Below are 20,394 nucleotides of genomic sequence, written 5' to 3'. Positions count from 1 at the left end.
CCCTTGCGCAGCAGTGCTGCTCACCCTCTTTACTAAAGAGGGAGAACTCCCGAGAAAGAACGGAGCAAAGTCTCCCTTTCTTAAAGGGAGATTTAGAGGGATTAAAAAGATTCAGAAACCGATTTCAAAAGAATATGTGGAGCTTTGAGCAATGTCTCATCAATCAGATTTAATTAGCCAAGACATCTTGGCGTATTTAAAACAACACGAAAATAAAGACCTTCTACGTTTCCTGACTTGCGGTAACGTAGATGACGGTAAATCGACTTTAATTGGTCGTTTGCTTTACGATTCAAAATTGATTTATGAAGATCAATTACAAGCTGTGACTCGTGACTCTAAAAAAGTCGGTACTACGGGTGATGCGCCTGACTTGGCTTTACTTGTCGATGGTCTACAAGCAGAGCGTGAACAAGGTATTACCATTGACGTGGCTTACCGTTATTTCTCTACTGAAAAACGTAAGTTCATTATTGCTGACACCCCAGGGCATGAGCAGTACACACGTAACATGGCAACGGGTGCGTCGACTGCCGACCTTGCGATCATCTTGATTGATGCGCGTTATGGCGTTCAAACGCAAACTCGTCGTCACTCATTTATTGCGAGTCTTTTGGGTATTCGTAATATCGTGGTTGCAGTGAACAAAATGGACTTGGTTGAATTCTCTGAAGCGCGCTTTAATGAAATTCAAGCAGAGTACAACGAGTTCGTAAACCAATTGGGCGACCGTAAACCTGCGAACATTATCTTCACGCCTATTTCTGCGTTGAATGGTGATAACGTTGTAAACAAATCGCCAAATACGCCGTGGTACCAAGGTCAGACTTTAATGGAGACTTTGGAAACTGTTGAAATTTCGCATGATACGAGCAAGCACGAATTCCGTTTCCCTGTTCAATATGTCAACCGTCCGAACCTCGATTTCCGTGGCTTCTGCGGTACGATTGCACTTGGTGAAGTAAAAGTTGGCGATACCATTACTGCATTACCATCTGGTAAGTCTTCGACTGTTAAAGAAATCGTGACTTTTGACGGTAACTTAGACCATGCTGTTGCAGGTCAAGCGGTAACTTTAACACTGAACGATGAAATTGATATTTCACGTGGTAACGTGTTGGTAAAAGCGGGCGAACAGCCGTTAATTTCACGTTCTGCACGTGCCTCTGTGGTATGGATGACAGATGCGCCTTTAGTAGTTGGCAAGCTGTATAACGTGAAGTTTGGTACACAAACTATTCCTGCGAAAGTTGCGAAAATTAACTATCGTACCAATGTGAACACACTGGAAAAAACGGAAGTTGAACAGCTTGAATTGAATGCGATTGCAGATGTAACGATTGAGTTTGATGCGCCAGTGGTATTTGACCGTTACCAAGACAGTCGTTACACAGGTTCATTCATCTTTATTGACCGTTTAAGCAACGTGACTGTTGGTGCGGGTATGGTTGAATCTGCGGTTGAATGGACTGCACACAACGAGCCTTTAACTGCTGAAGCGCGTGCTGCACGTTTAGGTCAAAAACCTGCTGCGGTAACTGTGACTGCAAAAGCCTTTGAAAATGCGCAAGCGATTGAAAGCTTGTTGATTCAACAAGGTGTGGTTGCGATTGCGAAAGCGGGTCTTTCTGCTGATCAAGTTGCGCTGGTTCGTGAAACTGGTGTGGTTGTGATTACAGATGCGACCGAAGGCACTGATGTGACTTATGCCTTCGATGCTGTTGAAGAAGTTGCTGAGAAAATTGTTGAGTTGGTTCGTCTGTAATAGATTGAGTTGATTTAAAAAAGATCCGCCTAATGGCGGGTTTTTTTATTGTCTTGAATTTAATTGCTGATAAATAAAACACTTGGATTATGTGTGATGATTCACATAAATGTTTTCTCTATAAAATGCTCTTATAGAGGGGTGTTTATGAAAAAAATATTATTTTTAATGGGGTTATGTGTATTAACTTTTAGTGTTGATGCAAAACAGAGTAGTCAAAGTACTGAAAAAATTAAGCAGAAGATTATTCAGCAATCAATTGAGAATTATCCTGGTAATTGTCCTTGTCCTTACAATACTGCAAGTAATGGTAGTCGGTGTGGTAAGCGCAGTGCATATAATCGCGCAGGTGGATATGCACCACTTTGCTATCCTGAAGATGTGAGTGATCGGATGGTAAAAGAATATAAGGGGAGGGGTTAATAATAATTAAATGGGTTATATTCAAAGTTAAATGAATAACTATGTTTTTTACTTATGGCATTAAGTCAAATTGAAATTATTAAATCGTTAGGTCGGGCTTTGGAGTGGTTGGAAAAGGAACTAACGTGGGGAAGCCCGGCTGCAGAACTTCGCCATCTTACTGGTCGGATTGGGGAATTATATGTTGCGATGATAACTTTGGGTCAGCTTGCTGATTCAGTGAATCAACAAGGTTATGATGTCATTAGTAGTGAAGGTGAGAAAATATCTGTAAAGACAGTTACATCTAGCAATCATGTAAGTTTTAATAAAAGTACATTTCATGAGGTGGATAGAGTAATTATTATTAAGATTAATTCAGAAGATATGCAGCTTGAAATTTTAGAAGATATTTCAAAAGAATTTTTTGGGGATAAGTTAAAGGCTAGAGATAATAAGTTTATTTATTCAACTGTTAAAAAATCTACAAGTAGAAATACCGATTTATCTAATTTTAAAGTTATCAATTCAGTGTTTTATAAAGGGTACAAAATTGTACAGCTTGAAAATTTATCAATTCAAATATTCAGAAATGATGAGTCCATATCTCCAGTTAAACCCGTACTTCGTGAGCTATCTAAAGAATTAAATATAAGTGAAATTAATAGTATGGGAAATTTAAAAAATACGCGAACGTTAGGTGATGATGTTATTAAAGTTATTAAAGAAATCCTTAAAGAATAAAAACATGTATAAAGTAATATGTATTTAGAATTTGGTTGAAAAAAAATTACAGAATGTTAAGATATATCTTAATTAATCTTAAGGTGTATCTTTGCGATGTCAAATTCAGACCTTCTCGACAGTAGCGATAGTCCAGTCAAAACCCGCAAACGCCTGTTTGAAGCAGGGCACATGAAACTATTGGTGCTGCATCTTATTTCCCAAGCGCCTAAGTTTAGTTACGACATCATTAAAGATGTCGGCGCAATCGTAGGCGGCGGTTACAGCCCAAGCACAGGGACGATTTACCCAACGCTGAACTACCTCGAAGAACAGCAATACATCCATGCAGAACTAAATGCGGAAGACCGTAAACAATACAGCGTCACACAGTCAGGCTTAGTGCATTTAGAGGCAGAAAAAGCCACAGTAGAGAAAATTCTGTGTCGTTTTGATACCCGCAAGCAGATTCATAACAATGAACAATACGTCGATATCAAACGTGCGATGGAAAACTTAAAAGCATCACTGCGCATCAAAATTCAGCACTGTGAACTGACACCTGAACAGGTGTATGCCATTGCAGAAAAAATCGATCAGGCGGCCGTCGAAATCAGCCGTATGGAGGTGACACAATGAAGCAGCATCAATATGAAATCACGCTCAAACACATTGCCGATGCACAGGGCAATCCATCGACCTATACCGAAGCTTTGCAGTTTAATGCTTACAACCATGATGACATGTTTAAGGTGCTAGAGCATTTGACTAAAGCGCAGTTATTAGATGATGAAAAAACCAAAGCCTTTGCCGTGGGTCTGAAACTGTTTGGTGAAACTTTGCTGGAAAATAAAGACCATCCTTTATTTAGAGATTTCATGCCGCATTTCGGCCAGTTTATGAAAACACTAAAACAAACAGTAAAAACCCAGAATGCAGCCCAAGACGAATAATAGGTATTTACAGATGAATCAACTCCCAAAATTTCATCCCAAACACATGACTTGGCTGATGCCCTTAATCTTGTCCGGCATTATGAGCGGTTCAATTTCCTGCTTTAACATGCTGATGAATAAAGGCTTAGTTGAAGGCTTTCTTGGCATTTGGCTGCGCGCATGGAGCATGTCGTGGATGATGGCCTTTCCGCTCATTTTGATCGTGTTGCCATTGGTGCGTAATACGCTAATGAAGTTTGTCCGTCTGCCGAATGAGGCTGCATCCAAATAAAAGGCACATCTATTTAGTCATGTATTGAGTGTGACTGCATAGCATCTTGAATGATGGCTGTTAATTCAGTCAGCGATTTAACTCCTGCAATACGTTGAATGACTTGCCCGCGATAAAATACTAAGGTTGAAGGTAGTCCATAAACGTTATAGCGCAAGGTTAGTATCGGTGAGGAATCAATATTTACCTTGCCAAATTTGAGCTGTGCATGCTGTGCGGACATTTGACTTGCGCACTGCTCAAATACAGGGAAGTTCTGCACACAGGGCGCGCACCAGTCTGCATAGAAACGAATCACGGCAAAACCATCGAACCATTCATAGTCGCTGGCGTTATCTTCGTTATATTCAACAACCTGAACCATGTGCTGCCTATTATTAATTTGCTAAATAGTCAGCCAATTATACATAAGTCCATTGTTATTCAATCTGTATGCTTTCTATGTTCAAATAGTGCAGAGATAGATGAATAGTCAATAATTGAAAAAGGAAAAACAATGTCACAGCAAAGCATGCAACAGGTCATTATTACTGAACCGGGCGGCGTAGAAAAATTGGCCTATGAAAGCGTTGCCGTGCCTACTGCAAAATCTGATGAAGTACTAGTAAAGGTTCATGCCTTTGGTATTAACCGTCCAGACATTTTACAGCGCCAAGGCTTGTACCCAATGCCGAAAGGGGTAACACCAGTACCGGGTCTGGAAGTGGCGGGTGAAGTAGTTGCTGTGGGTGCAGATGTCACTTTGTTTAAAGTGGGTGATAAAGTCTGTGGTCTAACCAATGGTGGCGGTTATGCCGAGTATTGTGTTGTACCTGAAAGCCAAACTTTGAGTATTCCTGAAGGCGTCAGCTTTACCCAAGCAGCGGCCATTCCTGAAACGTTCTTTACAGTTTGGGCAAATGTATTCCAAATGGGTAAAGCCAAAGCAGGTGAAACGGTACTTATTCATGGCGGTACTAGCGGTATTGGTACTACAGCGATTATGTTGTGTAATGCTTTAGGTATGAAAACCTTTGCGACGGTAGGTTCAGATGAAAAAGTCGCTGCGATTTCAAATATCACTCATGCTATTAACTATAAAACTCAAGACTTTGAGCAAGTGATTAATGAGGCGACCGCTGAGCAAGGCGTCGATGTGATTTTAGATATCGTGGGTGCACCGTATTTAGCACAGAACTTAAATCTATTACGTCGTGATGGGCGTTTGGTCTATATCGCCTTCTTAGGTGGTGCAAAAGCCAAAGAAGTGAAGTTGGGTCAAATCATGATGAAGCGTTTGACCATTACCGGTTCAACCATGCGTGCGCGTAATACTGCAGAAAAAGCAGAGATTGCCAAAGGCATTCAGGAAAATGTTGTTCCGTTATGGTCTAAAGGTGAATGCCTGCCAATGATTTACAAAACATTTAAGTTTGATCAAATTCAAGAAGCACATGCAGCCATGGATACAGGCGACCATGTGGGTAAGATTGTGGTTGAAGTGATCTAAAGGATTATTTTTAAAACGCGATGTATTTGCAGGGTGTTTTAAAATAATTAAAGAGGGCAATGTCCCTCTTTTTTTATTGTCTTACTAAATTTTAGGCATAAAAAAACCAGCTTATCGCTGGGTTCTTTATTTACACCATCTTCAGTAGTAGAAGAATGGTGCCCGAGGCCAGACTCGAACTGGCACGCTTTGTGGGCGGGGGATTTTAAATCCCCTGTGTCTACCGATTTCACCACTCGGGCTTAACAAGATTGGAGGCGGAGGTCGGAATCGAACCGGCGTACACGGAGTTGCAGTCCGCTGCATGACCACTCTGCCACCCCGCCATGTCTTGTTGATGCGTATATTAGCAAGCTCTGAAAAAAAAACAATAGCAGATTCATCTGTATGAGCATAAAAGCAGCATACAAGGTAAAAAATTTAAAATAATCATGTATTATGTGCAAAATTGATTCATATCATCACTTGGAGAAGTGCCGTGGCATTAGTTTTAGATGGTCGTGCATTGGCGAAGAAAATTGAAGCTGACTTGTTGACTCGCGTAGAAGCGCTAAAAGAGAAAACTGGTCGTACCCCAATTCTTGCGACTATTTTGGTAGGTGACGATGGTGCATCTGCAACTTATGTACGTATGAAAGGGAATGCTTGCCGCCGTGTTGGTATGGATTCATTAAAAGTTGAGCTTCCTAAAGAAACCACAACTGAGCAATTGCTTGCTGAAATTGAAAAATTGAATGCAAATCCAGATGTTCACGGTATTTTGTTACAACACCCCGTACCTGCTCAAATTGATGAGCGTGCTTGTTTCGATGCGATCTCTCTTGAAAAAGACGTAGATGGCGTGACCTGCTTAGGTTTCGGCCGTATGGCAATGGGTGAAGCTGCGTATGGTTCTGCGACTCCTGCAGGTATCATGACCATTTTAAAAGAAAACAACATTGAAATCGCAGGTAAACATGCGGTTGTTGTGGGGCGTTCTGCAATTTTGGGTAAACCAATGTCTGCAATGTTACTTGAAGCAAATGCGACAGTGACTACGTGCCACTCACGTACTCAAAACTTGGCTGACTTTGTTAAACAAGCTGACATTATTGTAGGTGCGGTAGGTAAAGCTGAATTGATTCAAAAAGATTGGATCAAACCAGGTGCAGTGGTTGTTGATGCTGGCTTTCATCCACGTGATGGCGGCGGTGTAGGTGATATCCAATTGGTGGGTATTGAAGAAGTTGCTTCTGCTTATACACCTGTTCCGGGTGGTGTAGGTCCTATGACCATTACAACGTTGATTCGTCAAACTGTTGAAGCTGCTGAAAAAGCGTTGGGTTAATCTTTTAATAAAAAGATATTAAAGTCACAACGGAGTCTTACTGTTGTGACTAAAATGTAAGAAGCTCGTATGTTACTTTTGTTTCGGCAAAAGTAACCAAAACCATTTGTCATCTGCTGAACTCGACAGAATCAGTCTTTTGATTAATGGTATCGCAGAAACAGTGTTCATTCGATTAAGGTCTGTCTCGCACAGCAGCAGATGACGATGTCGCATATCTAATACGTTTATAAATTCAAATAAAATCATCTCCAAGGCTTAATATGAGCTGTACTTTCCAATTCCCCAAAGCCCCTGAACATTTACTGAAAGCACTGCATGAAGTCATTCCGCATTGTGAATTACATGCACAACAGTTGCCTGAAACCCCCATTTCTTTATGGTTGATACCGCCTGTATTTCCAACCGATAAATTGGATGATGAAGTCATTCGCCGTATATGGAATGATACGCCGTATTGGATCTTTTGTTGGGCTTCAGGGCTTGCTATGGCGCAGTGGTTGTTGGCAGAGCCGCATCATGTCAAAGATAAAGTGGTGTTGGACTTTGGTGCAGGTTCAGGCGTGGTGGCGATTGCCGCGAAAATGGCAGGGGCGAAACGCGTGATCTGCTGTGACATCGACCAAGTGAGCCTAGATGCCTGTCGTGCCAATGCAGAGTTGAATAATGTAGAACTTGAATATTTGGACGATCTGTATAAAGCCAAACAAGTCGATATTTTATTGGCTGCCGATGTGCTGTATGACCAATGCAACCGTTTCTTTTTGGATGAATTTTTAAAGTTTGCTCCAGAAGTGTGGGTGGCAGACAGTCGTGTGAAAAACTTTAGTCATCCTAAATATGAAAAACTCGATGAACGAAGCGCGACGACATGGCCTGATTTGGATGAATCACCTGAGTTTCGAAATGTGAGTTTTTATAAAACCCTATAAATATTGAACCCATAAAAAATAAGACGCTTTAAGCGTCTTATTTTTGTCTTTTGAACAGCAAATTTGATTAAGAACAAGTATAGCGAACCACACGTAAGGTTGCAGGGCGAGCATCGAGTGCATCACGCGCGCCTAAGTTTTCAGAGTTACGTAGATCAGGAGTATTTGATAGACCGAAGTTCGCACGTGTATTACCAATTTGACGGCCGTACTGGGTATTTTCCAAAGCAGGATTTGCAATTTCGTTCACGCTTAAGATTTGTAATTTATAGGTCTTTTGCGTATTTAATACTTTTTGGCAAGCACGTTGTAATTTATTGGCATCCAGTTGTTGGTTTTGGCGACCCGCTAAAGTATATGCAAGTGTTGCGCTATCTGCAGATTTGGACTCTATTTGAAAGCCCGTTTGACCATTAAAAGCACGTGGAGTGCTTTGGCAAGCAGCCATCGACATTGCAACAATACCCAAACTTAAAACTTTGTAAATATTTTTCATCATTCATTCGCCGTGTGTATTTGTATGTTCAGTATGCCATAGTCCGTCTGTCGACTCGATGGCGAAAACCAAGAAAGCCAAAGAAGTTTGATTAAATCTTTGATGCAGCCGAAACGATGAGTAGATGGAAATGGAGATAAAAAAAGCTCATCAAAATAGGCTTTGATGAGCTTAAGTGGAATAGCAGGGCTGAGCGACTTAATCGTCAGTGATCATGCTATGTTTTTTCGTATCTTTCATGAAGACATAGGTAATTAAAGATAAACCAATCATGAATGTAATGTAGTAGAAGAAGTAGTTTTCATGGCCTGCATTTTTGAAGCTCAAAGCTACAAGTTCTGCGGTACCACCAAAGAGTGTATTTGCAATGGCATAAGGCAATGCAACACCTAGGGCACGGATGTGTGCAGGGAACAACTCTGCTTTTACTACGGCATTAATCGCAGTATAACCAGTGACAATCACCATACCGCTCATGCAAAGCATAAATGCTGTGGTTGGGCTGGTAGTTGAACCGATACCATTGAAAATAGGAATGGTAAACAGCACACCAAGCACACCAAAGGCGATCATAATTGGCTTACGACCAATCTTATCTGAAAGCGCACCGACCGCAGGTTGTAAAAGCATGAAGATGAAAATTGCAGCAGTGGTAATTTCAGTTGCTGTGGTTTTTTCAAAGCCAGACGTGTTGACCAAATATTTTTGTAAATATGTGGTAAAAGTGTTGAACGCTAAAGTACCACCGGCAGTCAACATGATCACAGTGAAGGCTTGTTTAGGGTATTTGGTAAATAACGCTAAAGCACCTGATTTTGGACCACCATTTTTAGCTTGTTCTTGAGCTTCTTTAGAGGATTGAGTTTCAACTAAACCGCGACGAATCCAGAACACCACAATAGCGAGCAAAGCACCGATGAAGAAGGGAACACGCCAGCCCCATTCAGTTAAAGCTTGTTCTGAGAAATTGCGTTGTAGGATAATTAAAACGCAAAGAGCCAATAGCTGACCTGAAATCAGTGTGACATATTGGAAACTTGAGAAGAAACCGCGATGGTTTTTACCTGCCATTTCAGTCAAATAGGTCGCACTAGAGCCATATTCACCGCCGACACTTAAGCCTTGGAGTAAACGCGCTAAAAGTAGAATAGCGGGTGCGAGCATCCCTACAGAATCGTAGGTTGGTGCACATGCGATCATCAGTGAGCCGACACACATCAACGATACAGACAGCGTTAAACCTGCTTTACGACCTTTACGGTCAGCATAAATACCCATGACCCATGCGCCGATTGGACGCATTAAGAAACCGAGTGCAAAGACTGCAGCCGCTTGTAAGAGTTTTACAGTATTGTCACCATCAGGGAAAAATTGCGGTGCAAAGTAAAGGGTAAAGGCAGCGTAGACATACCAGTCGTACCATTCAACGAGGTTGCCGGCAGATCCGCCGAGGATAGATTTGACACGAGTTTTTCTATCCAATTGTTCAGGAACAACTGGCTCAGATGAGTTTGACACATCATTCTCCAAGGAATGAATGCAAAACATATCCATTTAAACTCTTTGGGAAAAGTTTAAATCAATATATTTTGTCGAAATGGGAGATGGAACTATATTTATTTAATTTATACTCCTGTTGTTGCAGAAAATCATGCGACTTTAGTCTATAAAATGCGATATTTTTGACCAGATACATTTTTCACGACTAAATGAAAAAAACAAAGCCTCATAGATTGAGGCTTTGATGGGGAAAACATGCTGTTTTTGATCAGATTGATCAATAACTCATCTTCAAATAACCCTGATCAATGCTCCTGAATTTTGGAATGGTGTTTGGTGTCTTTCATAAAGACGTAGACCAATAACGAAATAAAAATCATGATGGTCACATAGATAAAGAACCATGACTCGTGACCAGCTTCTTTAAAACTCAGCGCGAAGAATTCTGCCGTACCACCAAAGATGGTATTTGCAAGAGCATATGGCAGCGCAACACCCAATGCGCGAATATGCGCAGGGAACATTTCTGCTTTTACAACCGCATTGATCGAGGTGTATCCCGTGACAATCACTAGACCTGCGAGACAGAGCCAAAATGCGGTCCAATAATCTTGAGTTTGTCCTAAGGCACTAAATAGAACATAGGTGAACAGCACCCCTAAGAACCCAAAAGCGATCATTAAAGGCTTACGACCAATTTTATCGGATAGACCGCCTGCAAGTGGTTGTAGGCACATAAAAATAAACAGTGCTAAAGTGGTGATTTGCGTGGCCTCAGGTTTACTAAAGCCAGAGGTGTTGACCAGATATTTTTGCAAATAGGTGGTGTAGGTATAAAAAGCCAATGTACCCCCAGCTGTTAAAAATAACACCGTGAATGCTTCTTTCGGATAATGCTTAAATAGAGAAAATAAGCCTGATTCAGGCTGGTCCTTTTGCTCTTGTGCATTTTTAAAGGATTGAGTTTCTAGTAGGCCACGTCGAATACGGAAAACCACTACCGCTAAACACGCACCGATAAAGAATGGAATACGCCAGCCCCAATCATGCAATTGTTCTTCGGTCAGCAACCATTGCAAAATCAGTAACACGCACAGTGCCGTCAACTGACCTGCAATCAGTGTCACATATTGAAAGCTTGAAAAAAAACCTCGGCGGTCTCGGTCTGCCATTTCACTGAGGTAGGTCGCACTAGCGCCATATTCACCGCCGACACTTAAGCCTTGAATTAGTCGTGCAACCACAAGAATAATCGGCGCCAGAATACCAATTTGGTCATGCGTTGGAGAAATGGCAATCATCAATGAGCCGATACACATCAGTGTGACGGAGAGGGTTAACCCTGACTTTCGACCTTTTTTGTCTGAATAGATCCCCATAATCCATGCACCAATGGGCCGCATGAGGAAGCCCACTGCAAAGATGGCTGCAGCTTGGAGAAGCTGTGCAGTCTGGCTGCCTTGAGGGAAAAAAGCATGGGCGAAATAGAGAGTGAATGCCGCATAGACATACCAATCGTACCATTCAACAAGATTACCGGCTGAACCACCGAGAATGGATTTCACTCGGGTCTTTGTATCTAAATTTGATTGAGTAACAATTTCTTCCGTCATTTTAAAATCCATCTTTTTTTATTGTGTGAAAATATCTTATGCGTATCGAAAAGCATGAAATGTAAACTAAAAAAGAGGTTTTGTTTAAAAAGTGTACAAATCAACAACTTGTCATGAATTTTGCTTTGAATAAGGGTTTGGGCCTTAAAATGATTGATTTCATACTTGAGCCAGCAGGCTTTTAAACCTACATTTAAAATATAACTCATCATTTAATGAGGAATACAAAAACTCAGCGTAAGGATATCGTGACCAAAATAGGTATCTGGATCAAAAAATCATGATCAATGAGAAAAATAAAAAAGCAAAGAAAACGATGCATTGTTGGATAAAAAAGACATAGTGGGAGGGAGCGATGAATACACAACAACAATTAGTATATGACATGGTGGTCATTGGTGGTGGAATAAATGGTGTTGGTATTGCTTGTGATGCAGCGGGGCGGGGGTTAAGTGTTTTGCTCTGCGAAAAAGACGATCTCGCGAGCCATACTTCATCTGCAAGTAGCAAATTAATTCATGGTGGTCTTCGCTATTTAGAGCATAAAGAATTTCGTTTAGTACGTGAAGCACTCGCAGAACGCGAAGTTCTCCTTAAAAAAGCCCCCCATATTATTCGACCGATGCGTTTTATCATGCCACATGAACCGCATTTACGTCCGGCTTGGCTAATTCGGACTGGATTATTCTTTTATGACTATTTGGGTAAGCGAGAACAGCTTGCTGGCTCCAATGGTATTGAATTTGATGTGGATGTTAGTCCTTTAGCACCCAGATTTACTCGGGGGTTTGAATATTCCGATTGTGCAGTGGATGATGCACGCTTGGTTGTACTCAATGCGATACAAGCACGCGAATTTGGTGCACAGATCCTGACTCGAACAGAATGTTTAAATGCATACAGTAAAGCTGGCATTTGGCAAGTGTGTTTAAAAAATGCCAAGGGTTTGCAAAATGTGCAGGCTAAAGTATTGGTGAATGCGGCAGGTCCTTGGGTTGCTGACTTTATAAAACAGGGGTTAAAGCAAGAGTCACCTTATGGTATACGGCTGATACAAGGTAGCCATATCATTGTTCCAAAGCTCTTTGATGGTGATAAAGCTTTTATTATGCAAAATGATGATCATCGCATTGTTTTTGCGATCCCATATTTAGAACAATATACCTTGATCGGCACGACAGATCGTGAATATCATGCTGACCCAAATCGAGTAAAGATAAGCCAAGAAGAAATCGATTACTTGCTTGATGTGTCAAATGATCACTTTAAAACTCAATTGACGCAAACGGACATAATTTCAACCTATTCAGGTGTGCGTCCGCTGTGTGATGATGAATCAGATAATCCAGCAGCAGTCACGCGAGATTATACTTTGGCACTGACAGATGTAGAAGGTGCAGCATTGCTATCAATTTTTGGTGGCAAGCTCACCACCTATCGAAAACTCGCAGAAGCGGCGCTAGATCAGCTTAAAACGGTTTTTCATCATCGATCCAAGCCTTGGACTGCTGATACAGCATTGCCTGGTGCGGAAAATTTAGAATCAATCGAGCAGTTGATAGTTGAAATCCAACAAAATGTTAAAGGTGTTTCAAGCAGTCTAGCAAGTCGTTGGGCGCATGCTTATGGAACACGTGTCTGGATTTTGCTGAATCATTTAACTTCGATTGATGAGCTTGGGCAAAACTTCGGGCATGGCTTGTATGCTCAAGAAGTAGATTATTTGGTTGAACAGGAGTGGGTGAGAAGTTCTGAAGATATTTTGCAAAGACGCACAAAGTTATATTTGCAATTCAGTGCATCTGAAGTTGATGTTTTGGATGAGTACTTAATGGAAATACGAATAAAACAAAAAGCTCAAGATGTGGCTTAGTTGATATAAAAAAGACCGCGCAAGGCGGTCTTTTAAATCTTTCTTAATCCCTCTTTTAAAGGAGGGAAATTAAAGGCCGATTAAGCAGATTTTTTTACAGCTTCTAAAAGTTCGTCTTGACGTACTTTAAGTGCTTTTGGTAAGCGATCACCAAGTTTGTTGAACAATTCAGTGTGGCTTTCAAGTTCTTTGATCCATTGATCTTTATCTTGAGAAGTTACAAGCTCGAATTGCTCTTTAGTGAAGTCTGAACCAGTCCAGTTCAATTGTTCGTATGTTGGAACAAGGCCGATAGGTGTTTCAACAGCGTCTGCACGACCTTCACAACGGTCAATGATCCATTCAAGAACACGCATGTTTTGACCGAAACCAGGCCATACAAAGTTACCTTCAGCATCACGACGGAACCAGTTCACGTTGTAGATACCAGGAAGTTTGTTGCCAGCAGCTTCTGCTTTAGCAGCAACTTGTTCACCAAGTTCTAACCAGTGAGAGAAGTAGTCAGCCATGTTGTAACCCGCAAATGGAAGCATTGCAAATGGGTCACGACGAACGATACCTTGTTGACCAACAGCAGCAGCAGTTGTTTCAGAGCCCATAGTTGCAGCTTTGTAAACACCGTCAACCCAGTCAAATGCTTCTGAAATTAGAGGCACTGTGTCTGCACGACGACCACCGAAGATGAACGCAGAAATTGGAACACCTGCTGGATTTTCCCAGTCAGCATCAATAGAAGGACATTGACCAGCTGAAACAGTGAAACGAGCATTTGGATGAGCTGCTTTTTCTTCGCCGGTGTGTGGTTGACCTTTCCAGTTAGTCAGGTTAGCAGGCGCTTCTTTAGTAAGACCTTCCCACCATACTTCACCTTCGTCAGTTACAGCAACGTTAGTATAGATTACGTCTTTATGAAGAGTCGCCATACAGTTCGGGTTAGTCTTGGTATTTGTACCAGGTGCTACACCGAAGAAACCAGCTTCAGGGTTGATTGCATATAAACGACCATCTTCACCTGGTTTGATCCAAGCAATATCGTCACCTACAGTTTCAATTTTCCAACCTTCGTAACCCGCTGGTGGAATCAACATCGCGAAGTTTGTTTTACCACAAGCAGAAGGGAATGCAGCTGCGATGTAGTGTTTTTCGCCTTGTGGGTTAGTCACGCCAAGGATGAGCATGTGTTCAGCTAACCAACCTTGTTGACGACCCATAGAAGATGCAATACGTAAAGCTAGGCATTTTTTACCCAACAATGCGTTACCGCCGTAACCAGAACCGTAAGACCAGATTTCACGAGTTTCTGGGTAATGAACGATGTATTTTTCAGGGTTGCAAGGCCAAGCAACGTCTTTTTGACCTTCTTCAAGCGGAGCACCAACAGTGTGTACGCAAGGAATGAAGTCACCGTCAGTACCAAGTACGTCATAAACAGCTTTACCCATACGAGCCATTTTAGACATGCTTACAGCAACGTAAGGAGAATCAGTAAGTTCGATACCGATGTGAGCAATATGAGAACCTAAAGGACCCATAGAGAAAGGAACTACGTATAAAGTACGGCCTTTCATTGAACCGTCAAATAAACCATTCAGACGAGCACGCATTTCAGCTGGAGCTTCCCAGTTGTTTGTTGCGCCTGCATCTTCTTGTTTTTCAGAACAGATGTAAGTACGACCTTCAACACGAGCAACGTCAGAAGGATCAGAATTAGCAAGGTAAGAACCAGGATGTTTTTCTTGGTTAAGTTCTTGCATAGTGCCGTTAGCGATCATCAAGTCGATATAACGTTGATATTCTTCTGCGCTACCGTCACACCATTCGATTTTTGCTGGTTTGGTTAATTTGGCAATTTCTTCCACCCAAGCAATGAGCTTAGGGTGACGAACGAATTCTGGTGCGTTCACTTGGGTCATGGTGAGGCCTATCTCAAAAATGTACTAACCGTACAAAGTATAATCTGCATCATGGGATACATCATGCAGATAAAAGATGAAAAAAAAAAGTGGCTGTATTAAAGCATAAAATCATAAAAAAAATAAGACTAAAGAAGTGGTAGATTTTTTTTGGTAGTTAATGCTATTTATATTAAATATAGATAAAATACAATAACTTAACATATTATATGGCGAATTTTCACTTTATTTATTAACGTGATGGACAATATTTTATATAGTTATTTTTAATAAAAACAAAAAGTTGCATTTAATTGATATTTGAGAATTATTATTGATTAAATAAATGGTGGTAATTCGATTTTTACATAAAGGCGCTATTATTTGCTGTTAAATTCGACAAAATACAATACTAAGCGGCCAAGATGTATAAAAAGTGATTAAACAAGCCAAGCCTTTATCTATTATCTATAATAAAAAATCAGGATTTCATGCTGCAAATAAAGATGAAGTCTACGAGGAGCTTGTGCGGATATTATCCGATCATAATTTCGAAATACAGTCATTTGAGCTTGGGCAGGAAGCGAGTTTTGATACTTTAATGAGCAAGGTATTTGCACGCCATCAAGACCCTGATAATTTGGGTGTTGTGGTTGCTGCAGGTGGTGATGGAACCTTAAATGCTGTTGCTCATCAGTTGATGCATACCGATATTCCTATGGGGGTCTTACCTTTGGGCACATTTAACTATGTGGCGCGGGTACTCAATATTCCTCTCGATTTAATTCAAGCGGCACAGGTGATTGCGACAGGCAATAATCGACAGGTACATGTGGCGCAAATCAATGAACATATCTATTTAAACAATGCCAGTTTGGGCTTGTATCCTTTATTTATACAAAAAAGAGAATTTTATAATCAAAAGTTTGGGCGTTTCCCATTGCATGCTTATACCTCAGGTTTGGATGTGCTGATTCGAGATCGTAAAGAGCTGAAATTGGAAATAGAAGTAGATCATCATATTTATCCAGTCAAAACGCCCTTGATCTTTTTTGGCAATAATCAATTGCAATTGGCCGATTTAAACTTGCAAATTGCTAAGGATGCAGAGGCAGGTAAAGTTGCAGGTGTGGTGGTCGCAAAAAGTGATAAGAAAACGTTATTTAAAATTTTATGGCAATTGATCCGTGGCAATATCGACAATGCACCAGATGTGTATAGTTTTGCCGCTGATGAAGTCACCATACATACCCAACGAAAAAAAATGACCGTTGCTGTGGATGGTGAGATTGTAGAAATGAAACCGCCGCTTAAAATTCGAGTGCAAAAACAAGCCTTAAAGATACGGGTACCACATGATACTGCATCTGTCTGATCTGCATTTCGGCACTGAAAAGCCAGAGTGTATGCGCGCTATTCAGCAATTTTGTCGTGAACAGCGTATCGAGGCCGTGGTTGCCAGTGGAGACTTGACTCAACGTGCGCGTTATCGTCAGTTTTATGCATGTAAGCAATTTTTAGAAAGCTTAAAGCTGCCTTATATCGTTGTGCCGGGGAATCATGATATTCCGCTATATCATTTATGGAACCGTGTTTTTAGCCCTTTTGCACGTTATCAACTTTTTTTTGGTGCCATGGAAAATGTACTGGAAACCGAGCATTTTTATTTAATTGGGATCAATAGTATTCGCCGTCGTTACCATACGCGAGGGCATGTGTCGCTCGAGCAAATACATCATGTCGAGGAATTACTTAGACATGCGCCGCCCAATAAAGTGAAATTAATCATAGCGCATCAACCTTTTTATACGCCGCCCAATGACCCGCATGGTGTGAAAGATTGCCCTGTTCAAGGGCGTTTGGCACTCGAACAGTGGAGTCAACACGGTTTAAATGGTTTATTGCATGGGCATTTACATGTTCCAGCCAGCTATGACCTCAATCAGATTTATGCTTTAGGTGCTGCGCATCCAGTTTGGGATATTCATGCTGGAACTGCAACGTCATATCGCCTACACGATAACCTTGCCAACAGTTTTAATGTCATTGATGAGCAGATGAATGTGCAGCATTATTTTTATCATTCAAAGTTAAAAATATTCGAAGAAAATCTTAGTGCTGATATTTTGGATGAGCTTTAATCCTTTAAATTTAAATTTTGAAGAAAAAAAATACAAAAAAATGAAAAAAATTAAATTTTGCCCTTGAAGGGTTTTTTTCCATCCCCACAAAAGTGTCATCTAAATTATTTTTTGTCGATGGCTTATGGAAATCAAAATGTCATCGTCTTTTATCTAGTAAATAGACTTAGTCTGGAGTTAACTATGAGCAATATTCGTCCTTTGCATGACAACGTTGTGATTCGCCGTGTTGAAAAGGAAACTAAAACTGCTGGTGGTCTTATTTTAAGTACTTCAGCAGCTGAACAACCTGCTCAAGGCGAAGTAATCGCTGTAGGTAATGGCAAAGTAACTGACAATGGCGTACGTGCATTAGACGTTAAAGTTGGTGACAACGTATTGTTTGGCACTTATGCCGGTACAAAAGTAAAAGTAGCAGGCGAAGAGCTTCTTATTATGAAAGAGTCTGACATCTTAGCGGTACTTGAAGCTTAAGTTTCGTACACGCATTTAGACCCTTTTATTCATCATAAATTGTTAAAAATTTTAAAAAGATTCGGAGTTAGACATGTCAGCTAAAGACGTAAAATTTGGTGATTCAGCGCGTTCAAAAATGATCGCGGGTGTAAATGTACTTGCAGATGCTGTAAAAGTGACTTTAGGTCCTAAAGGCCGTAACGTTGTCATCGACCGTTCTTTCGGTGCGCCGCACATCACTAAAGATGGTGTTTCTGTTGCTAAAGAAATCACGTTAAAAGACAAATTTGAAAACATGGGCGCTCAGCTAGTTCGTGAAGTGTCTTCAAAAACCAACGACATCGCGGGTGACGGTACAACAACTGCAACTGTTCTTGCACAAGCAATCCTTAATGAAGGGATTAAATCAGTAACTGCGGGTATGAACCCAATGGATCTTAAACGCGGTATCGACATCGCGGTTAAGGCTGTAGTTGCTGAAATTAAAGCGACTGCAAAACCTGCATCTGACTCTAAAGCGATTGAACAAGTAGGTTCTATTTCTGCGAACTCTGACACCACTGTTGGTAAACTTATTGCTCAAGCAATGGAAAAAGTCGGTAAAGAGGGTGTAATTACGGTTGAAGAGGGTTCAGGCTTTGAAGATTCTCTAGATGTTGTAGAGGGTATGCAGTTTGACCGTGGTTACATCAGCCCGTACTTTGCAAACAAACAAGATACACTAACAGCTGAACTTGAAAACCCATACATTCTTCTTGTTGATAAAAAAATCAGCAACATCCGCGAATTAATTGCTGTACTTGAAGCTGTTGCTAAAACAGGTAAACCGCTTCTTATCATTGCTGAAGATGTTGAAGGTGAAGCACTTGCAACTCTTGTTGTAAACAACATGCGTGGCATTATCAAAGTTTGTGCTGTTAAAGCACCTGGTTTTGGTGATCGTCGTAAAGCGATGCTTCAAGACATCGCGATTTTAACTGGCGCGACTGTAGTTTCTGAAGAGGTTGGTATGTCTTTAGACCAAACTACACTTGAGCACTTAGGTACAGCGCATAAAGTTACTGTTTCTAAAGAAAATACAGTAATTGTTGATGGTGCAGGTGTTGCAGAGCAAATTGCTGAACGTGTAACTCAAATTCGTGCTCAAATTGAAGAATCAACTTCAGAATACGACAAAGAAAAACTTCAAGAACGCGTTGCTAAATTGGCAGGCGGTGTTGCTGTAATCAAAATCGGCGCTGCAACTGAAGTTGAAATGAAAGAGAAGAAAGATCGCGTTGACGATGCACTTCATGCAACTCGTGCTGCAGTTGAAGAAGGTGTTGTAGCAGGTGGTGGTGTTGCACTTGTACGTGCTGCAAAAGCACTTGAAGGTGTGTCTGGTGCTAACGATGACCAAAATGTTGGTATCAACATTTTACGTCGTGCAATTGAAGCACCGCTTCGTCAAATCGTTGCAAACTCTGGTGATGAGCCATCAGTTGTAATCAATGCTGTGAAAAACGGTGAAGGTAACTTCGGTTATAACGCTGCGACTTCAGAGTATGGCGATATGTTAGAAATGGGTATTCTTGACCCAGCTAAAGTAACACGTTCTGCGCTTGAGCATGCTGCATCTGTTGCGGGCTTAATGCTTACAACTGAATGTATGATTACTGAAATCCCAGAAGACAAACCTGCTATGCCTGATATGGGTGGTATGGGTGGCATGGGCGGTATGATGTAATTCATACTGATCATCCGATCTAAAAAATCCCCGCTACTTGCGGGGATTTTTTTATAACAATCCTAGTTAGAGTAAAACGCTAATCAAGCTTTTTGGTGAGTTTAAGATTTACTTCAGGCATTTCTAGTTTTTCACCTTTATCACCTCGAAGCTCAATAAAGTTTTCACCTACAAAGTAAATTCGATTGTCGCCCTCGGCATCAAGTTGAATCATTCCAGGTTGATCTGGCAAGAACTTAAAACTGCCTTTCACTTTATTTTCAGTGTTCGCAGGTTTACCTAAAAACTCTTGGCTAAGCTCATAGCTTTTATTGAGTTTGAGTTCAAGCTCAGTTTCAATCCCTTTGCAATCATGGCAAGGCAGAATTCCTTTATATTCACCCGCCCAATCAAGTGCATTTTCGGTGTTATCACCTGTGGCAATCGGACTTTCTGAGGCTGCGTCTGTATTGGCAATGACATTATTATCTGGTGGTGTCGCAGTTTCAGATTCATTGCTGGTTTTTGAACATGCCGTTAAGGTTGCACTGACCATACAGAGAGCGAGCATTAGTTTTTTCATGAGATTTATACACCGTATGTACCCAATATAATGCTAAGCGTGACTTTTATTGCTCAAGAAAAATAGCCTATTCCTGTTAACAATTGTGTGTTTGGTTAATACATCAAAACAGACATTTGATTTTTAAAATTCGTAAATAGTGAAATATTGGTGATTTACCTAAAAGTGGACGCTAAAGGACATTTATATATTAATTGGTGAATAACTAAACAATATAGGCTTTTATAATTATTTTGCGTTGTTAAACTCTGCGGCATAGAAAAAACTGTC

The 20,394-nt window shown here is 40.9% G+C and carries 20 protein-coding genes and 2 tRNA genes; 14 read left to right on the top strand and 8 right to left on the bottom strand.

What is annotated here, in order from left to right; genetic code table 11:
• Nucleotides 1-151: 151 nt before the first annotated feature.
• The 6 genes from cysN (at nucleotide 152) to M5F03_RS00650 (ending at nucleotide 4,117) form a co-directional block, all read left to right on the top strand.
• A complete protein-coding gene (gene cysN / locus M5F03_RS00675; protein ID WP_249705898.1) occupies nucleotides 152-1,765 on the top strand; it encodes a sulfate adenylyltransferase subunit CysN in 1,614 nt (537 codons plus the stop codon).
• A gap of 147 nt (nucleotides 1,766-1,912) precedes the next feature.
• A complete protein-coding gene (locus M5F03_RS00670; RefSeq protein ID WP_249705889.1) occupies nucleotides 1,913-2,188 on the top strand; it encodes a hypothetical protein in 276 nt (91 codons plus the stop codon).
• Between the two features lie 54 nt (nucleotides 2,189-2,242).
• Nucleotides 2,243-2,911 carry a DUF6998 domain-containing protein gene (locus M5F03_RS00665; protein WP_249705887.1) on the top strand — a complete coding sequence of 223 codons (669 nt, stop codon included), beginning with the start codon at nucleotides 2,243-2,245 and terminating at the stop codon, nucleotides 2,909-2,911.
• Between the two features lie 96 nt (nucleotides 2,912-3,007).
• Nucleotides 3,008-3,529, top strand: a complete 522-nt coding sequence (locus M5F03_RS00660; protein ID WP_233944409.1) for a PadR family transcriptional regulator — start codon at nucleotides 3,008-3,010, stop codon at nucleotides 3,527-3,529.
• On the top strand, nucleotides 3,526-3,843 hold the full coding sequence (locus M5F03_RS00655) for a DUF3861 domain-containing protein (RefSeq protein ID WP_249705885.1): 318 nt from the start codon (nucleotides 3,526-3,528) through the stop codon (nucleotides 3,841-3,843). The genes M5F03_RS00660 and M5F03_RS00655 overlap by 4 nt, the downstream gene beginning before the upstream one ends.
• A gap of 13 nt (nucleotides 3,844-3,856) precedes the next feature.
• A complete protein-coding gene (locus M5F03_RS00650) occupies nucleotides 3,857-4,117 on the top strand; it encodes a DUF2798 domain-containing protein (protein ID WP_180126604.1) in 261 nt (86 codons plus the stop codon).
• 13 nt (nucleotides 4,118-4,130) lie between these two features.
• Here the strand turns inward: M5F03_RS00650 and M5F03_RS00645 are convergent, their stop codons facing one another.
• On the bottom strand, nucleotides 4,131-4,481 hold the full coding sequence (locus M5F03_RS00645) for a thioredoxin family protein (protein WP_180115380.1): 351 nt from the start codon (nucleotides 4,479-4,481) through the stop codon (nucleotides 4,131-4,133).
• Between the two features lie 132 nt (nucleotides 4,482-4,613).
• Between M5F03_RS00645 and M5F03_RS00640 the strand changes: the two genes are divergently transcribed.
• Nucleotides 4,614-5,606: an NAD(P)H-quinone oxidoreductase gene (locus tag M5F03_RS00640; RefSeq protein ID WP_249705883.1), complete on the top strand. Its 993-nt coding sequence runs from the start codon at nucleotides 4,614-4,616 to the stop codon at nucleotides 5,604-5,606.
• Between the two features lie 156 nt (nucleotides 5,607-5,762).
• On the opposite strand, the gene M5F03_RS00635 is transcribed toward M5F03_RS00640, so the two are convergent.
• Both M5F03_RS00635 and M5F03_RS00630 read right to left on the bottom strand, forming a co-directional pair.
• Nucleotides 5,763-5,848, bottom strand: a tRNA-Leu gene (locus M5F03_RS00635).
• Nucleotides 5,849-5,858: 10 nt separating this feature from the next.
• Nucleotides 5,859-5,932 (bottom strand) — tRNA-Cys (locus M5F03_RS00630).
• Nucleotides 5,933-6,084: 152 nt separating this feature from the next.
• Here M5F03_RS00630 and folD point away from each other — a divergent pair.
• The gene (gene folD / locus M5F03_RS00625) at nucleotides 6,085-6,933 is read left to right on the top strand and encodes a bifunctional methylenetetrahydrofolate dehydrogenase/methenyltetrahydrofolate cyclohydrolase FolD (RefSeq protein WP_078192972.1); all 849 of its coding nucleotides are present in this window, start codon (nucleotides 6,085-6,087) and stop codon (nucleotides 6,931-6,933) included.
• 263 nt (nucleotides 6,934-7,196) lie between these two features.
• Nucleotides 7,197-7,865 (top strand): class I SAM-dependent methyltransferase, encoded by a 669-nt coding sequence (locus M5F03_RS00620; RefSeq protein ID WP_249705881.1) that lies wholly within the window; start codon nucleotides 7,197-7,199, stop codon nucleotides 7,863-7,865.
• A 67-nt stretch (nucleotides 7,866-7,932) separates the two neighbouring features.
• On the opposite strand, the gene M5F03_RS00615 is transcribed toward M5F03_RS00620, so the two are convergent.
• The 3 genes from M5F03_RS00615 to M5F03_RS00605 form a co-directional block, all read right to left on the bottom strand.
• Nucleotides 7,933-8,361 (bottom strand): hypothetical protein, encoded by a 429-nt coding sequence (locus tag M5F03_RS00615; protein WP_078193296.1) that lies wholly within the window; start codon nucleotides 8,359-8,361, stop codon nucleotides 7,933-7,935.
• Between the two features lie 198 nt (nucleotides 8,362-8,559).
• The gene (locus M5F03_RS00610; RefSeq protein ID WP_078190125.1) at nucleotides 8,560-9,879 is read right to left on the bottom strand and encodes an MFS transporter; all 1,320 of its coding nucleotides are present in this window, start codon (nucleotides 9,877-9,879) and stop codon (nucleotides 8,560-8,562) included.
• Nucleotides 9,880-10,166: 287 nt separating this feature from the next.
• Nucleotides 10,167-11,486, bottom strand: coding sequence for an MFS transporter (locus M5F03_RS00605; RefSeq protein ID WP_249705879.1), 1,320 nt, complete (start codon nucleotides 11,484-11,486; stop codon nucleotides 10,167-10,169).
• A gap of 343 nt (nucleotides 11,487-11,829) precedes the next feature.
• Here M5F03_RS00605 and glpD point away from each other — a divergent pair, with 343 nt between their 5' ends.
• Entirely contained in the window at nucleotides 11,830-13,347 is a 1,518-nt protein-coding gene (gene glpD, locus M5F03_RS00600) for a glycerol-3-phosphate dehydrogenase (RefSeq protein ID WP_249705876.1), read from the top strand.
• Nucleotides 13,348-13,427: 80 nt separating this feature from the next.
• Here glpD and M5F03_RS00595 read toward each other — a convergent pair whose 3' ends face one another.
• Nucleotides 13,428-15,260, bottom strand: a complete 1,833-nt coding sequence (locus M5F03_RS00595) for a phosphoenolpyruvate carboxykinase (GTP) (RefSeq protein ID WP_180121716.1) — start codon at nucleotides 15,258-15,260, stop codon at nucleotides 13,428-13,430.
• Nucleotides 15,261-15,675: 415 nt separating this feature from the next.
• Between M5F03_RS00595 and M5F03_RS00590 the strand changes: the two genes are divergently transcribed.
• From M5F03_RS00590 to groL, 4 genes are all read left to right on the top strand, one after another.
• Nucleotides 15,676-16,614, top strand: coding sequence for a diacylglycerol/lipid kinase family protein (locus M5F03_RS00590; RefSeq protein ID WP_180024133.1), 939 nt, complete (start codon nucleotides 15,676-15,678; stop codon nucleotides 16,612-16,614).
• Nucleotides 16,595-17,380 (top strand): metallophosphoesterase family protein, encoded by a 786-nt coding sequence (locus tag M5F03_RS00585; protein WP_249705875.1) that lies wholly within the window; start codon nucleotides 16,595-16,597, stop codon nucleotides 17,378-17,380. Before M5F03_RS00590 ends, M5F03_RS00585 begins: the two co-directional genes overlap by 20 nt.
• Nucleotides 17,381-17,563: 183 nt before the next feature.
• The gene (locus M5F03_RS00580) at nucleotides 17,564-17,854 is read left to right on the top strand and encodes a co-chaperone GroES (protein ID WP_078192966.1); all 291 of its coding nucleotides are present in this window, start codon (nucleotides 17,564-17,566) and stop codon (nucleotides 17,852-17,854) included.
• 73 nt (nucleotides 17,855-17,927) lie between these two features.
• Nucleotides 17,928-19,562 carry a chaperonin GroEL gene (gene groL, locus M5F03_RS00575; RefSeq protein WP_078192965.1) on the top strand — a complete coding sequence of 545 codons (1,635 nt, stop codon included), beginning with the start codon at nucleotides 17,928-17,930 and terminating at the stop codon, nucleotides 19,560-19,562.
• A 79-nt stretch (nucleotides 19,563-19,641) separates the two neighbouring features.
• On the opposite strand, the gene M5F03_RS00570 is transcribed toward groL, so the two are convergent.
• A complete protein-coding gene (locus M5F03_RS00570) occupies nucleotides 19,642-20,124 on the bottom strand; it encodes a copper resistance protein NlpE (RefSeq protein ID WP_180123723.1) in 483 nt (160 codons plus the stop codon).
• Between the last annotated feature and the right edge of the window lie 270 nt (nucleotides 20,125-20,394).

The organism is Acinetobacter amyesii, from assembly GCF_023499985.1.
GTDB classification, from domain to species: Bacteria; Pseudomonadota; Gammaproteobacteria; order Pseudomonadales; family Moraxellaceae; genus Acinetobacter; species Acinetobacter amyesii.
Note: the sequence above shows the minus strand (reverse complement) of the source record. Positions and strands in the feature narration are given on the sequence as shown.